The organism is Tenuibacillus multivorans, from assembly GCF_900103915.1.
GTDB classification, from domain to species: domain Bacteria; phylum Bacillota; class Bacilli; order Bacillales; family Alkalibacillaceae; genus Tenuibacillus; species Tenuibacillus multivorans.
On the sequence record NZ_FNIG01000002.1, the window covers coordinates 57,786 to 74,050 of the forward strand.

Below are 16,265 nucleotides of genomic sequence, written 5' to 3' on the forward strand. Positions count from 1 at the left end.
ACTTTCTTATTGAAATACTTTAAACGGCTTCATTTTCCCATCTTTAGTTGGATGCATTTGATAAATGGCTATCAGTTCATCTGATTGATTTAATACTTTAACCATAGATGCAGTGTTTAAATCGGTAGGTATATCTAGAACTTGTCCATGTTTGAATCTATATTCTACATCCGGACTCACCGTGTATACCGGAAGCTGTAGGGCTTCAGACATCGTTTTAATCTTCGTATGAACCTCGTCTGCTTCTATGTATTCTAGCTCAGATAAGGAAACTGTATCTGATAGATGGAAGGAACCGGCTCGTGTACGGATTAAATGAGTCATATGGGCTGGGTAGCCTAGATACTTCCCTATATCGACGCATAAAGTCCGAATATAGGTACCGCTTGAGCATAATACTTTAAACGAGAATCTGACATCATCATGATTATACCAAGATAATTTGTCTGATAACATTGAAATGTCATGTATATTGACTTTCCTACTTGGACGGTCGATCACTTGTCCCTCTCTAGCATATTCATAGAGTTTCTTTCCATTAACCTTTACAGCGGAATACATAGGAGGCGTTTGCTCTATTGTACCTTGAAACATAGTCAAGGCATGCTGGCAATCGGTGAGTGTTAAACTTGTATTAACTGATTCTTCTAACACGACTTCTCCCACTTGATCTTCTGTCGTTGTTTGTTTTCCAAGTGAGATTTCGGCATCGTATTCCTTTTCTTGCTCAGTTAATAAAGAAGCTATTTTAGTTGCCTTTCCAACACATATCGGTAAAACACCTTCAGCTTCAGGATCTAATGTTCCCGTATGTCCGACCTTTTTTGTTTTTAAAATTTTTCGAATCTGTACAACACAATCATGTGATGTTAGCCCTTTAGGTTTACAAAGGGGGATTACACCGTTCATAGGGCTCCTCCTAATTTTATCTGTTATGTACATTAGGAAAGGATAGACGGCCGTCTATCCTTTCGATTCAATCAAAATATCACTACACTAGTGACCGTTTCTGTGACACTTACTGTTCCTCATTTAAATCATGAATAATTCGTTCGATTTTATTACCGTATTCAATGGCTTCATCAATTTCAAATGTTAACTCTGGCACTTTGCGCAATCGAATTCGATTACCGATTTCTGAACGAATGAATCCTTTAGATTTGGCTAATCCAACTAATGTTTCTTCCTTTTTATTTTCATCACCAAATATCGAAATAAATACTTTTGCCTGCTGTAAATCACCTGATACTTCTACAGCTGTCACCGTTACAAAACCAACTCTTGGATCTTTAATTTTTCTTGATAAAATATCTCCAAGCTCTTTTTTCATTTGTTCTCCTACGCGATTAGCTCGAATATTACTCAAGATGATCACCTCAAACGTAGAGGTTAAAGCCACTCATATTCAATGACTGTGACTTCTAAATCCGTACGTTGATCAATCCAACGTACAACCTCTTGTAATGTTTTTTCATTGATAACTTGACGACTAGATACAGTAGCGATACCAAAGGCACAGCGCTGCCATAGGTCCTGATAATCCATCTCAGTAATGCTTACATTAAATCGATTTCTCGTTTGATGAATCACCTGTTTGATAATGGATCGCTTTTCTTTCAATGAATGTACATCATAAAGCATACACTCAACATAGACATAGCCAATCATTAACGTTCAATTTCCTCCATGACAAACGCTTCAATGATGTCACCAACTTTAATGTCATTATAGTTTACCACAGTAATCCCACATTCATAACCTTGTTGAACTTCTTTTACATCATCTTTATAACGTTTTAATGAGTCAATTTCTCCTTCAAACTGAACAACACTATCCCGAATGACACGAACCCCAGAATGACGTGTGATTTTACCATCAGTGACATAAGAACCGGCAATGGTTCCAACTTTTGATACTTTAAAGGTTTCACGTACTTCCGCCTGCCCGATGACTTTCTCCTCATATTCAGGATCGAGTACACCTTTCATCGCTGCTTCCATCTCTTCAATAACTTTGTAAATAATACGATGAAGACGGATATCAATGTTTTCAGCTTCAGCTGTGCGTTTAGCATTGGCATCTGGACGTACGTTAAAACCAATAATAATAGCATTTGAAGCGGATGCTAAAATGATGTCTGATTCTGTAATCGCACCGACACCTGTGTGAATGATTTTAATCTTGGCACCTTCAACTTCAATTTTTTGTAGAGATGAAGCCAACGCCTCTACTGTACCTTGTACGTCTGCTTTGAGGATAACATTAATTTCTTTAATGTCGCCTTCCTGAATGTGCTTAAACAATTCATCTAGATTAACTTTACCTGATTCTTCACGCTGTGATTCAATTTCTTTTTCTTTTCTGAGTTCAGCAATTCGTTTAGCATCTTTTTCATCACCAAAGACAACAAAACGATCACCAGCTTGTGGAACATCCTGTAAACCAATTACCTCAACTGGCATAGACGGTCCTGCTTCTTTTACACGTTTACCAATATCATTAGTCATTGCACGTACTTTACCATATGTGTTTCCGACAACTAATGGATCACCTACTTTTAACGTCCCATTCTGTACTAGGAAGGTGGCAACCGGCCCACGACCTTTGTCAAGTTCAGCCTCAATCACTGTACCATCTGCTAAACGGTCTGCATTTGATTTTAATTCCTCAACCTCTGACACTAATTTAAGCATTTCTAATAGGTCGTCGATGCCGTCACCTTTTAGCGCCGATAATGGAACGAAAATCGTATCTCCACCCCAATCTTCTGGTACGAGCTCATACTCCATTAGCTCTTGCATGACACGATTAGGGTCTGCACCTTCTTTATCCATTTTGTTAACCGCAACGATAATCGGTACTTCAGCAGCCTTCGCGTGGTTGATTGCCTCTGCTGTCTGAGGCATAACACCATCATCTGCAGCAACGACAAGAACAGCGATATCTGTTACTTGCGCACCGCGTGAACGCATGCTAGTAAAAGCTGCGTGACCAGGGGTATCAAGGAATGTCACTTTTTTACCATCTGTTTCGATTTGGTAGGCACCAATATGCTGTGTGATACCTCCAGCTTCTCCTTCTGTAACTTTCGTATGGCGGATGGAGTCTAATAACGTTGTTTTACCATGGTCAACGTGCCCCATGATCGTCACAACTGCTGGTCTTTCCGCTAGATCTTTAGGGTCGTCTTCTTCAATATATATACTTAAATCCGTTTCCTCTATAATCTCTTCTTTTTCAACTTCTACCCCATAATCTTCACAAATTAATTCAATTGATTCTGGTTCAAGAGTTTGATTAATAGTGGTCATAACGCCTAACATCATTAATTTTTTGATGATTTCTGAGCTATCTTTATTTAATTTTTCAGCAAGCTCACCAACTGTTAATGTATCTTGATAGGTAATTTTCTCTGGTGTTTTCTTCGATTCATCTGTCTTAGTTGGTTGTTGCTGATTTTGTTTTTGGTTATTGTTTTTGTTATGTTTACCTTTTTGTTGCTTCGCCCGATGTTTTGATTTTTTCTCTTGTTGTTTAGCTTGATTATTTTTCTTGGAGTTGTTATTTGGTTTTTTACCTTGATTAGAATTGGTTTTGCTTTGTTCTTTCGTGGATTGTTTCGTTTCATTGGATTTATTATCATTAAGCTTATTATTAAGCTGTCGGATGGCATTTTCATTAATCGTTGACATGTGATTAGATACTTCTATATCTAGATCCTTTAAATGATTAATGACCTCTTTACTTGTTAAATTACTTTGCTTAGCATATTCATATACTCGCATTTTCTTCATACATTCACCCCCGAGATTAATCGTTAATCAATTGCATTAACTTCTTTGCGAATCCTTCATCCTTTACTGATACTGCTACTCGATCTTCTTTTCCCAGTGCATGAGACAATTCTTGCCGACTCCCAACAATGCGGTAGGGTATATCATAACTATTGCATTTATCTGTCAATCTTTTTCTAGTATTGCCTGAAGCGTCATTTGCAATTAAAACTAACGTTGCCTTCCTTGAACGAATATCCTGTAAAATGGAATCCTCTCCTAAGGACACCTTTCGTGCTCTGTAAGCTAAACCGATTAAATTTAAGTATTTTCCCAAGATTTACTCACTTCTTCTAATAATTCATCATATAAAGTAGACTCAATCGTTGTGTTAAGGTGTCTTTGTAAAATATTCGTTTTTTTGGCCTTTTCAATAACTTCTTTATCTTTGCTTAAGTAAGCACCTCTCCCATTCTTCTTGCCTGTATCATCGATAAAGACTTCGCCATCTTTATTTCGGACGATACGAATGAGCTGCTTTTTTGGGAGCATTTCTTGCGTAACCACACATTTGCGTAATGGTTCTTTCTTCTTTGCCACAGCTACTCCCTCCTTACTCAAGATTCAATAAATCATTATCTTCTTCTCCATCTAATAAACCATCTTCTCTAGCTTCAGATTCACTTTTAATATCAATCTTCCAGCCTGTGAGTTTCGCTGCAAGTCTTGCGTTTTGTCCGCGTTTGCCAATAGCTAATGATAGCTGATGATCTGGTACAATAACTGTTGTAGCATTATCTTCTTCATCCACTAGTACTTCAATGACCTGTGATGGACTTAATGCATTGGAAATATAAACAACTGGATCCTCTGACCACTGGACAATATCGATCTTCTCGCCACGGAGTTCATCAACAATTGTTTGAACCCGCTGACCACGCTGACCCACACAAGCTCCAACTGGGTCGATTTCTGGGTCTTCAGCATACACACTAATTTTAGAACGATCGCCCGCTTCACGTGCAACTGACCGAATTTCGACGATTCCTTCATATATCTCTGGTACTTCCATTTCAAATAATCGTTTTAATAATCCTGGATGAGTACGAGAAACAAATACTTGTGGACCTTTACTCGTTTTCTCAACTCGTGTGACATAGACTTTAATACGGTCGTGGATTTGGTATGACTCATTTGGCATAACCTCATTAACTGGAAGTTTACCTTCAATCTTACCTAAATGAACGTATAAGAAGCGTTGGTCCATTCGCTGAACTTTCCCTGTCATGATGTCTTCAACACGATCGATAAAATCATCGTAAATGACACCACGCTCTGCTTCCCTTACACGTTGTGTCACGACTTGTTTAGCAGCCTGGGCTGCAATTCTTCCAAAATCTCGTGGTGTAACCTCTTTTTCAACTACTTCGCCAGTCTCATAGGATGGATCTATTTCCTTGGCATCATCTAGTGATATTTCAAGCTGATCATCTTCTACTTCATCCACCACTTCAAGTCGTGCAAATACCTTCATACCTTCCGCTTCATTCAACTCTACTCTTACATTTGTTCTGGAATTGAAATTCTTCTTATACGCCGAAACTAAAGCTACATCTAAAGCTTCTAGTAAAACCTCTCTGTCAATCCCCTTCTCTTCAGATAAATACTCAATGGCTTGATAAAGTTCCGAACTCAACAGACTTACCTCCTCTTATTAAAATGTCACAGCAATATTTGCTTTTGCAATTTTATCAAATGGTATTTTAATATCTTTTTCTCTTGTTTTTTCTTTAACTGTTAGTGTGATTTCATCTTCTTCAAAAGCAAATAAGTCGCCATAAAACTCTTTATCACCATGAATGGGCTCATACGTTTTAACATAAATATGAGACCCAATAAAACGCTCAAAGTCTGAACGGGTTTTCAACCTGCGTTCGACACCTGGAGATGATACTTCAAGAAAATAAGCTTGCTCAATTGGATCGGCTTCATCCAATTTTTCACTTAAACGCTCGCTTACCTTACCACACTCCTCAATGTCGATTCCACCCTCTTTATCAACATATACACGAAGGAAGTGATTCTTTCCTTCCTTCACAAATTCGACCTCAACCAATTCTAGGTTCAGCTCATCGACAATAGGTTGCACGAGTTCCTCCGTTAAAGCAACAATCTTTTTACTCAACTGAATGCCTCCTTTAACAAACAGATACAATAAATTTCCCTGCTGATGCCAGCAGGGAAAAGATAAAAACGAAAGAGTGGGAAATCCCACTCTTTTCATACTTTACCGTATCTTTTGCGTAACCAATTGAAAATATACCATAATTGCAGCTTAAATGCAACTGAAAATGGTAATGAACGGTGTTTTGGTACTAAAATAATGACAACTGGTTTTGATCAGGTAAACCTTCGAGACATCCATGTTGATCAAGGTACTCTAAAACCGTTTTAGATATTTTACTTCTTTCCCTTAAATCTTGTTTAGATAGAAATTCGCCGTCTTCTTTAGCTTTCACAATGTTAATGGCTGCATTTGTCCCTAATCCATCAACAGCATTAAACGGTGGAATTAATGTATTGCCATCGACGATGAATTCTGTTGCGGTAGAACGGTATAAATCTACCTTTTGGAACGTATAACCGCGTTCACACATCTCAAGCGCAATTTCCAGTACGGTTAATAAACTCTTCTCTTTAGGGGAAGCGTCATTCCCCTTCTCTTGGATTTCCTCAATTCGTGCGCGAATCGTTTCTGATCCATGGATCATCGTATCAAGCTCAAAGTCACTCGCTCTAACCGTAAAGTAAGCAGCATAGAACTCAATCGGATAATGCACTTTGAAATAAGCAATACGGACCGCCATTAAAACATATGCGGCAGCGTGTGCTTTCGGGAACATATATTTAATTTTTAAGCATGAATCAATATACCAATCTGGAACACCATGTTTTTTCATTTCCTCGATCCATTCATCCGATAAGCCTTTACCTTTACGAACATGCTCCATGATCGTAAAAGCGAGTGAGGCCTCTAATCCTTTATGCATTAAGTAAACCATAATGTCATCACGACAACCGATAACATCACCAATTTCACAAATACCATCATTAATGAGTTCTTGTGCATTTCCTAACCAAACATCAGTCCCGTGAGATAAACCGGAAATAATCACAAGCTCAGCAAATGTGGACGGTTTAGTATCCTCTAACATTTGACGAACAAATCGTGTACCGAATTCCGGAACGCCAAGTGTACCCGTTTTACACATGATTTGATCTGGTGTCACGCCTAAAGGCTCTGGCCCTTCAAAAATCTTCATCACGTCAGGATCATTCGTAGGTACATCATAAGGGTCAATCCCCGTCAAGTCCTGTAACATCCGAATAACAGTCGGATCATCGTGTCCAAGTATATCTAATTTCAAAAGGTTAGCATCAATCGAATGGAAGTCAAAGTGCGTTGTTTTCCATTCTGAATTTCGATCGTCTGCTGGGTATTGTACCGGTGTAAAATCATAGATCTCCTGGTCATCAGGGACAACGATAATCCCACCAGGGTGTTGCCCAGTTGTTCGTTTGACACCTGTACAACCTTTAACGAGCCGAGAAATTTCAGCCTGTCGGAACATTAATTGCTTGTCCTGAGCATATCCTTTCACATAACCAAATGCTGTTTTCTCCGCGACGGTACCGATTGTTCCTGCGCGATAAACATTATCCTCACCAAATAACACTTTTGTATAATGGTGGGCCTGCGGCTGATATTCACCAGAGAAGTTCAAATCAATATCCGGAACTTTATCACCTTTAAAACCTAAGAACGTTTCGAATGGTATATCCTGACCATCACGTATTAAATGTTGACCACAATTCGGACACTCTTTTTCCGGTAGGTCAAATCCGGAACCGACTGACCCATCATTATAGAATTCATAAAAGCTACACGTATCACATACATAATGCGGTGGTAATGGATTGACTTCAGTAATATCTAGCATGGTGGCAACAAATGATGACCCGACTGAACCACGTGACCCTACTAAGTAACCGTCACTTAACGACTTTTTAACCAGTTTTTCAGATATTAAATAAATAACAGAGAAACCATTTTCTATAATACTTTTGAGCTCTTTTTCAAGACGGTTAACAACGATGTCTGGAAGTTCTTCGCCATAAATTGATATCGCTCGGTTATAGCAGGTCTCGCGAATTTCATCATCTGCACCTTCAATATTCGGTGTATAAAGGTCGTCTTTAATCGGTTTAACATCTTCTATTTGATCAGCAACCCAATTCGTATTCGTCACAACGATTTCCTTCGCTCTTTCTTCCCCTAAAAATGCGAACTCGTCTAGCATTTCATGAGTCGTTTTGAAATAAACATCTGGAATCGTTTGTCGATTGAGTGGATTACCACTTTGCGATGCGATTAAAACCTGACGATAAATTTTTTCGTGTGAATCTAAATAATGGGTGTTTCCGGTTGCTACTACCTTTTTCCCTAGTTTATCACCAATTTTAACTAGTTTTTTAATCAATTGTTTAATATGTTCTAATGATTGAGCTTGTTCCTTTTCAATTAAATGATAGTAGTTCATTGTTGGTTGGACTTCAATATAATCATAGAACTCGGCTACCTTTTCAGCCTCCTCTTCTGATTTTAAAGCGATCGTGTCAAACAGCTCTCCCTGATCACACCCAGATCCGACTAAAAGACCTTCACGATGCTTGACTAATTTGGATCGTGGAATTCTTGGAACACGGTAAAAATAATCGACATGTGCTAATGACACGAGTTTGAAAAGGTTTTTTAATCCTTCTTGTGTTTGGGCTAATAAAATAACATGTGATGGTCGTGAGCGTTTGAAAGCATCGCCTTCACCAACATGGCGGTTAAGTTCCTGGTGGTTCATGAGTTCTTTTTCCATCGCAGATTTAACCAAGCTCCAAAGTAAATAACCGGTTGCTTCCGCATCATAAATAGCTCGGTGGTGCTGTGTGAGTTCAATATTTAATTGCTTACAAAGTGTGTTTAATCGATGGTTTTTTAACTCCGGATATAAGAATCGTGCTAATTCTAGTGTATCAATAACAGGATTGGTTACCTTTTCTATTCCCATTCGTTGAAATGCAGCATTAATGAATCCAATATCGAAACTTGCATTATGGGCAACGAGAACGTTTTGCCCCATCCAATCATAAAAATCCTGCATGACCTCTTCAATCTCCGGTGCATCTTTAACCATATCATCTGTAATACCCGTTAAGTCGATCGTCGTTTGACTTAATCTCTGATGTGGATTAGCGAAACGTTCAAAACGATCGATAATTTCACCCTGGTAGACTTTAACCGCCGCCAATTCAATTATTTTATCGTAGGAAGCAGAAAGACCCGTTGTTTCAACGTCAAAGACGATATAATTAGCTTCGTTCAAATCAACATCCTGTTCATTGTAGGCGATTGGAATACCATCATCGACTAAGTTTGCCTCAAGACCGTATAATACTTTAACGCCGTGCTTCTCACCAGCTCCGTGTGCTTCTGGGAAAGCTTGGACAACAGCATGATCCGTAATCGCAACCGCTTTATGTCCCCACTTAGCAGCCCGTTCAATAAGATTTGAAGCTGAGACAGTAGCGTCCATTTGACTCATGGTCGTGTGTGCATGTAATTCGACGCGTTTCTCATCCGTTTGATCTAAACGTTCTTTGGGGGCTATTTCATGTAAGTCGTTTCCCATCATCATTAATTCATTTGTAAAGGTATCCGTTTGAATACTTCCACGTGCTTTAATCCACATGCCTTCCTTAACATTTTGGAATAAGACTTTTTGTTCATCACCTTTTGAGAACATTTTAACTTGAATCGAATCAGAATAATCTGTCACGCTCACAATTAATAAATCTCGACCAGATCTTAAATTTCGAATATCAACGTCAAAGACATAGCCTTGAATGGCCATCCGTTTTTCTTCTTCTAGAATGTTTTGAATCTGTTCTGTTTCATCTTGAATGTCTTTACCAATTTTCACTGGCTGATTCGTTGCGACATTTTCTTTTTCTTGTTTTGCACGCTCTTCTTTTTCTTTAATGGCTCTTTCGATGTAATGTTTCTCTTCTTCTTGTTTTTGCTTTTGAAATTGTTGAATTTCCTCATCATTACGGGAGATTTCGAATTGGATTTGATAATTTTTCAATCCTCTTTTTTGACAGAATGCAGTAAATAACGGATCGATTTTCTTTTTCATTGCGTTAGCTTCCGTCTCATTTCGAGCGTAAATTTTAAGTTGAGCACCATTTATCTCTGGGACTTGACTATAAATGAAATCTCGATAAGCAGGAAATAAATCATTAACGGAATGAATGAAAAACTTCCAGTATGATTTTAAAGTTTTTTCATCGATTTCTTTTTCATCTGTCGTAACGATAATGTCCACGTTTGCAATATGACGGAAAGCTTCTTCAATTCTAGCAATGAACACTTCCAAAGCCTCGCTGTTAAAAGGTTTCGTGTTATGTATATAAAACTGCCAAAGCTTTTCATTTTTTAAGACCATTAATTTATTTAGATAAGCCTCTTGAAACTCCTGATCAACAATATCCTGAGGCATACCAATTTGTTTTAATAACAAATCTAGCTTCTCTTTTTTTGTTAGGTCCATAATTCTTCCCCCGTTTAACCTAAATAATGAGTGAATAAACCCTTGTCTATTCTACGACAAGGGCTGTGTCTATACCTCTATCTTGTTTTACATAGATTGTATATGCTGTATTAGATTCTCTATATGGACATCCTCTTGTTCACCTGACTCACGATGTTTAAATTCAACATACCCTTCGCCTGCTCGTTTACCAACAACGACACGATAAGGAATTCCAATTAAATCACTATCGTTAAACTTAACGCCTGCTCGTTCATTACGATCATCATATAAAACATCAATGCCTGCTTGTTGTAATTGATTATATAATTGATCGGCTAATTCAATTTGCTCTTCCTTCTTAACGTTCAAGTTGACAAGGTGAACATGAAATGGAGCAAGCTGTTTAGGCCATAGCATACCATTATCATCATGGTATTGTTCAACAATAGCTGCTAAGGTACGTGATACACCGATGCCATAACACCCCATTATATATGTTTGCGCTCGGCCGTCTTTATTCAAGAATGTAGCATTTAAAGCATCTGTGTATTTCGACCCAAGTTTAAAGACGTGACCCACTTCAATACCTCTAGCAAACTCAATGACACCTTGACCATCTGGTGACGGATCGCCTTCTTGGATAAAACGTAAATCAGCGTATTGGTTGATCTCAAAATCACGTTCTGGATTAACATTTTTGTAATGGTAGCCATCCTCATTCGCACCACAAGTCGCATTGACTAAATATTTAACGGCATGGTCGGCTACCACATCGACTGAATCTGGTACATTAATCGGTCCAAGTGAACCAAATCCAGCTCCCATGATGTCTCTTGTTTCATCTTCCGTTGCTAATTCAACAATATCAGCCTCATATAAATTTTTAAGTTTGACATCGTTAACCTCATGATCACCACGTGTTACGATCATCACAAACTGATCGTCCACTTTAAACATAATCGCTTTCATCCCTTGGTCTAATGTATGACCGAGATAATCAGCAACCTCTTGCATGGTTTTTACGTGAGGTGTATCGACTTTTTCTAATGGCAGCTTGGATTCATCTATCTTCGTATAATTTGTTACAACTGGCGCCATCTCAATGTTGGCTGCGAAATCAGACTCATTTGAATAAGCAATCGTATCTTCACCAACATCTGATAAGACCATAAATTCATGTGTATCCTTACCACCCATGGTTCCTGAATCGGCTATGACAGCACGGAAGTTAAGACCGCAACGTTCAAAGATACGTTTATAAGCATTAAAAATAATTTCATAGGTTTCATCTAGCGATTCAAAATCTTCATGAAAGGAATAAGCATCCTTCATTAAAAATTCACGACCGCGTAATAGACCAAAACGCGGACGCTTTTCATCTCTAAATTTAGCTTGTATTTGATAGAGTGTAAATGGCAATTTTTTATAAGAATTCACTTCATCGCGAACTAAGGCTGTGACCACCTCTTCGTGCGTTGCTCCTAAGGCAAAGTCACGTTCATGACGATCCTTTAATCGCATTAACTCTTCACCCATGGTTTCCCAACGCCCTGTTGTTTGCCACAATTCTGCTGGCTGTAAAGAAGGCATTTGAATTTCTTGAGCACTGGCACGGTCCATTTCTTCACGCACGATGTTTTCAACTTTTCTTAATACTCTTCGTCCTAATGGTAGAAAGTTGTAGACCCCTGATGCTAATTGTCGAATAAATCCGGCTTTTAACAATAACTGATGACTTTTTAAATCTGCTTCTGCTGGGTCTTCTCGCAAAGTTGGTATCAATACGTTACTTTGTCTCATAGATTCTACACCTCTTTATTCGTTAATTTTATCATTTACATAAATAAGCGTTCAATATCGTTCCATGTCACAACGATCATTAATAGCATAAGTAAGGCAAAACCAATGAAATGTACGAACCCTTCTTTTTCTGGGTCAATAGGCTTTCCACGTAAACCTTCAAGAAAGATAAACATTAGACGACCACCATCAAGTGCCGGTAAAGGAAGTAAGTTGATAATCCCAAGATTTATGCTCAACATCGCAGTCCAAGTCATGAAGGTTAAAAATCCAGCTTGAACAAATTCATCTGTCGCATCATAAATACCAACCGGTCCGGCTAATGCATCGATCGATAATTGTCCAGTTACAAGTTGGCCAACAGCATCTAAAATTAAAACACCGACTTCATAAGTCTGTGTAAAACCAAACTTTAAAGCCTCTGTCGGTTCTTCAACATAATGACGTGCCACACCTAATTGGCCGACATTTTCACCATTATTACCTTCAACGGATCGAGTGGTTAACGATTGTTCAATGATATCTCCATTACGATCTATGGTGAGATTGACCTCTTCATTTGGACGGTCTTGTATATAGTAAACAAAATCAACCCAACCATCCATGGACTCACCATCAACTTTTAAAACCTCATCTCCAGCCATTAATCCAGCATCATCAGCAGGCGCTCCGTCCTGAACTCCGCCGATCACGGCCTCTTCATCAGGAACCCCTTGAATTAATCCGAGTCCAATAAATATCGCAATGGCTAATAAGAAATTCATCATTGGACCTGCAAAAACCTGCATCGCTTTTTTACCAACTGTTTTAGATGCAAATTGGCGGTCATACGGGGCAATTAAGGTTTCTTTTTCATCCATGACAAATAATGCCTTGCGATCAACAGAGAATTGATAACGGTCATCAGAATCAAGGTCATAACAATCAATCTCAAGGTTATGGTCTAAATCAATCCGTTCAACCTCGACTAATTTGGCATTGGGATATTTAGATTTATTGTTAACGATTATTTTACTCACTTTATCCTGTTCATTAAATTCTAAACCGATATGATAACCAGGTTTTAGCTCTATAATCTCTGGGTCTTCTCCAGCCACCCTTACATAACCGCCGATCGGTAACAGACGAACCGTATATAATGTTTCATTCTTACGATAAGAAAATATTTTAGGTCCGAAGCCTATAGCAAACTCCCTCGCTAACATACCAGCGCGTTTAGCAAAAATAAGGTGACCTAACTCATGTATAAAGACTAATAACCCGAACATGAAAATAAAAGCAATAATGGTATCAAAATTCAACAAGAGCACCTACCTTTTTAACACGTCACGTCTTACATTTCTTCTAATTTCTTCGTCAATTGTTATAATCGTTTCTAAATCTGGATCTTTTACAGTTTCATGTTTTTCTAATTGTAGTTCGATTAATTGCTCAATCTCAAGAAATGTGATTTGATCATCTAAAAACAATGCAACTGCTTCTTCATTCGCTGCGTTTAATACGGTTGGTAGTGAACCACCAATCCGGCCAGCTTCATAGGCCATCTTTAGACATGGATAACGCTCAAAGCTCATTTCCCTAAAATGAAGCGTTCCAATTTCAGCTAAATCTAACGAATCACTTAATTGATACGGAAAGCGATTCGGATAAGTTAACGCATATTGAATCGGTATTCGCATATCCGGTGTACCGAGCTGAGCCATCACACTTCGATCGAGATACTCAACCATAGAGTGTATAACACTCTCTTCATGCATGATGACTTCGATTTTGTCATAAGGAACATCGAATAACCAATGGGCTTCAATAACTTCTAACCCTTTATTCATCATCGTGGCAGAATCTATCGTAATTTTAGCACCCATACTCCAATTTGGATGTTTTAACGCATCTTGTTTCGTCACACCGACTAATTCATTACGTGTTTTATCTCGAAAACTACCACCGGAAGCTGTTAAAAGAATTCGTTTTATTTCGTTACGCTGTTCTCCTTTTAAGCTTTGATGAATTGCTGCATGTTCACTATCGACTGGTAGCAATTCAACTTGGTGTGCATTAGCTTCCTTCATGACGAGATGTCCAGCTGTCACTAATGTTTCTTTATTAGCAAAAGCAATTGATTTGCCAGAGCGAATAGCTTGTAAAGTCGGTTGCAAACCGACACTACCAAGCACAGCATTAACAACAATATCGATTTCAGGCAACGATACCATTTCATTTATAGCTTCAACGCCATATGAAATACTAGCGTTATAACTCATTTTATTACTTAGCTTATCCTTTATTGCATGATTTTTAACAACAATGAATTTCGGTTTCAGATTTTCTATTATAGGAAGTGCTTGTTCAATGTTTGAGCCAAAAGCAAAAGCATATAATTCAAACTGTTCAGGATGTTCTTTGATGACATCAATCGTTTGTACGCCTATTGACCCTGTTCCACCTAATAATGCAATCTTTTTCATCGTAAACCCTCATTCACTATGTTATAAATTGAATAAAATGTAAAAAAGGAACCATAAATATTAGACTATCAAATCGATCCAAAATACCTCCGTGTCCAGGAAGTATGTTTCCAGAATCCTTTATATCATAAATTCGTTTAAAGGCAGACTGAACTAAATCTCCAATTTGTGCTAGAACGGAAGCGATAATAGCCACGAAGATAATAATTAGTAAACTGGCATCTATTGGATAGATCCATTGTAGGAAAATCGCTATAACGATAGCTGATAAAACACCGCCTATAAAGCCTTCAATTGTTTTTTTCGGACTTATAATGGGCCAAAGCTTACGTTTACCCATAGCTCGTCCAACAAAATAAGCCCCTGAATCTGTGAACCATATAATGAGTAAGGCAAATAAAATATACTCCAAACCAGCCTGTCTTGTCTCAATCAAATAGCTAAACCCAATACCTACATAAAAAATGGACAGTAAAACAAATGATACATCATCAAATGAAAAACGATTTTTTACGAATACTGTATAAGATAGAAGGATAAGTACAAAACAATATAGGATTTCTAAATTATTCAAAGGTATTTTGTTAATCAGAGTATATAATTCCTCATTCAATAAAAACATCCACAACAGGGCTATTCCGATTAATGTCGGAAATGAAAAAAACGGTATTCTTTTCATTTTCAACATTTCTAATAATCCAATTGTGGCGATTAAATATATAAATACCGTAAAAGGCCATTTACCGTATAAGACAAAAGGTAGGAATATGGCTAAACCTATAATTGCAGTTATGATACGTGTCTTCATCATTCATCACACCTTACAACCCACCAAACCTTCTTTTTCGGTTTTGGTATTCGATTATTGCTTCATCTAAAGCCTTCTCGTCAAATTCTGGCCAAAGCTTTTGAGTAAAATAAAATTCAGAGTAGGCGACTTGCCATAACAGATAATTACTTAATCGTTGTTCGCCACTCGTACGAATGACCAAATCCGGATCATTTAGCTGATTCGTATATAAATACTGAGATATTATTGACTCATTAATGTCTTCAATTTTCAAATCATGGTCTTTAACATCATGACATATATGTTTAACGGCTTCAACAATTTCAGAACGACTTCCGTAATTTAAAGCAAAATTCAATACTAATCCTGTGTTTTTTTTAGTTTGATCGACTGAGTATTGAACCGCTTTTTTCGTGGCTTCTGGTAACCCTTCGTAATCACCAATTGTGGTTACTTTTACATTATTTTTCTTCAAATCTGGTAAATATGTATCAAGAAACTGGGATGGTAATTTCATAATAAATTCAATTTCTTTTGGAGGTCGTTTCCAGTTTTCAGTTGAAAAGGCGTAAAGCGTTAAGGCTTTTAAATTTAAATTAACGGCACGCTCGACAATTTTTTTGATTGTTTTCATACCTTCCCGATGGCCTGCCACTCGCGGTAAACCTCTTTTTTTAGCCCAACGTCCATTACCATCCATAATAATGGCTACGTGCTCAGGGACATTTTGCAGATCAACCGCTGTAATCGCCTGATCATTTTTTGTTCGAAACTTCATAATAATCCCCCG

General features: G+C 37.9%; 14 protein-coding genes. All 14 read right to left on the bottom strand.

The annotated features are described in order from the left end of the window. Positions 1–6 precede the first annotated feature (6 nt). Complete coding sequence (truB, locus tag BLP77_RS02950) at positions 7–909, bottom strand: tRNA pseudouridine(55) synthase TruB (protein ID WP_093855628.1); 903 nt, start codon at positions 907–909, stop codon at positions 7–9. 109 nt (positions 910–1,018) lie between these two features. After that, on the bottom strand, positions 1,019–1,366 hold the full coding sequence (rbfA, locus tag BLP77_RS02955; protein WP_093855629.1) for a 30S ribosome-binding factor RbfA: 348 nt from the start codon (positions 1,364–1,366) through the stop codon (positions 1,019–1,021). 23 nt (positions 1,367–1,389) lie between these two features. Further along, positions 1,390–1,668: a DUF503 domain-containing protein gene (locus tag BLP77_RS02960; protein ID WP_093855630.1), complete on the bottom strand. Its 279-nt coding sequence runs from the start codon at positions 1,666–1,668 to the stop codon at positions 1,390–1,392. Then, the gene (gene infB / locus BLP77_RS02965) at positions 1,668–3,794 is read right to left on the bottom strand and encodes a translation initiation factor IF-2 (protein WP_093855631.1); all 2,127 of its coding nucleotides are present in this window, start codon (positions 3,792–3,794) and stop codon (positions 1,668–1,670) included. Before infB ends, BLP77_RS02960 begins: the two co-directional genes overlap by 1 nt. Positions 3,795–3,810: 16 nt before the next feature. After that, positions 3,811–4,110 (bottom strand): YlxQ family RNA-binding protein, encoded by a 300-nt coding sequence (locus BLP77_RS02970; protein WP_307723619.1) that lies wholly within the window; start codon positions 4,108–4,110, stop codon positions 3,811–3,813. Beyond that, the gene (gene rnpM / locus BLP77_RS02975; RefSeq protein ID WP_261753238.1) at positions 4,095–4,373 is read right to left on the bottom strand and encodes an RNase P modulator RnpM; all 279 of its coding nucleotides are present in this window, start codon (positions 4,371–4,373) and stop codon (positions 4,095–4,097) included. Before rnpM ends, BLP77_RS02970 begins: the two co-directional genes overlap by 16 nt. Positions 4,374–4,386: 13 nt before the next feature. Continuing rightward, the gene (gene nusA, locus BLP77_RS02980) at positions 4,387–5,469 is read right to left on the bottom strand and encodes a transcription termination factor NusA (RefSeq protein ID WP_093855633.1); all 1,083 of its coding nucleotides are present in this window, start codon (positions 5,467–5,469) and stop codon (positions 4,387–4,389) included. 18 nt (positions 5,470–5,487) lie between these two features. Beyond that, a complete protein-coding gene (rimP, locus tag BLP77_RS02985) occupies positions 5,488–5,958 on the bottom strand; it encodes a ribosome maturation factor RimP (protein WP_093855634.1) in 471 nt (156 codons plus the stop codon). Between the two features lie 190 nt (positions 5,959–6,148). After that, positions 6,149–10,438, bottom strand: a complete 4,290-nt coding sequence (locus BLP77_RS02990) for a PolC-type DNA polymerase III (protein WP_093855635.1) — start codon at positions 10,436–10,438, stop codon at positions 6,149–6,151. An 87-nt stretch (positions 10,439–10,525) separates the two neighbouring features. Beyond that, positions 10,526–12,220, bottom strand: coding sequence for a proline--tRNA ligase (locus BLP77_RS02995; protein ID WP_093855636.1), 1,695 nt, complete (start codon positions 12,218–12,220; stop codon positions 10,526–10,528). 35 nt (positions 12,221–12,255) lie between these two features. Continuing rightward, positions 12,256–13,488 carry an RIP metalloprotease RseP gene (rseP, locus tag BLP77_RS03000; protein WP_093855981.1) on the bottom strand — a complete coding sequence of 411 codons (1,233 nt, stop codon included), beginning with the start codon at positions 13,486–13,488 and terminating at the stop codon, positions 12,256–12,258. 42 nt (positions 13,489–13,530) lie between these two features. Next, complete coding sequence (gene dxr / locus BLP77_RS03005) at positions 13,531–14,685, bottom strand: 1-deoxy-D-xylulose-5-phosphate reductoisomerase (RefSeq protein ID WP_093855637.1); 1,155 nt, start codon at positions 14,683–14,685, stop codon at positions 13,531–13,533. Positions 14,686–14,701: 16 nt separating this feature from the next. Continuing rightward, a complete protein-coding gene (locus BLP77_RS03010) occupies positions 14,702–15,493 on the bottom strand; it encodes a phosphatidate cytidylyltransferase (RefSeq protein WP_093855638.1) in 792 nt (263 codons plus the stop codon). Positions 15,494–15,506: 13 nt separating this feature from the next. Beyond that, entirely contained in the window at positions 15,507–16,253 is a 747-nt protein-coding gene (locus tag BLP77_RS03015) for an undecaprenyl pyrophosphate synthase (protein WP_093855639.1), read from the bottom strand. Positions 16,254–16,265 lie beyond the last annotated feature (12 nt).

Excerpts from the sequence above, each read along its gene's own strand:
- infB (WP_093855631.1), bottom strand. The coding sequence starts at position 3,794 with ATGAAGAAAATGCGAGTATATGAATATGCTAAGCAAAGTAATTTAACA.
- BLP77_RS03015 (WP_093855639.1), bottom strand. The coding sequence starts at position 16,253 with ATGAAGTTTCGAACAAAAAATGATCAGGCGATTACAGCGGTTGATCTG.
- BLP77_RS02995 (WP_093855636.1), bottom strand. The coding sequence starts at position 12,220 with ATGAGACAAAGTAACGTATTGATACCAACTTTGCGAGAAGACCCAGCA.
- BLP77_RS02990 (WP_093855635.1), bottom strand. The coding sequence starts at position 10,438 with ATGGACCTAACAAAAAAAGAGAAGCTAGATTTGTTATTAAAACAAATT.
- rseP (WP_093855981.1), bottom strand. The coding sequence starts at position 13,488 with ATGTTCGGGTTATTAGTCTTTATACATGAGTTAGGTCACCTTATTTTT.
- truB (WP_093855628.1), bottom strand. The coding sequence starts at position 909 with ATGAACGGTGTAATCCCCCTTTGTAAACCTAAAGGGCTAACATCACAT.
- BLP77_RS02960 (WP_093855630.1), bottom strand. The coding sequence starts at position 1,668 with ATGATTGGCTATGTCTATGTTGAGTGTATGCTTTATGATGTACATTCA.
- dxr (WP_093855637.1), bottom strand. The coding sequence starts at position 14,685 with ATGAAAAAGATTGCATTATTAGGTGGAACAGGGTCAATAGGCGTACAA.
- BLP77_RS03010 (WP_093855638.1), bottom strand. The coding sequence starts at position 15,493 with ATGAAGACACGTATCATAACTGCAATTATAGGTTTAGCCATATTCCTA.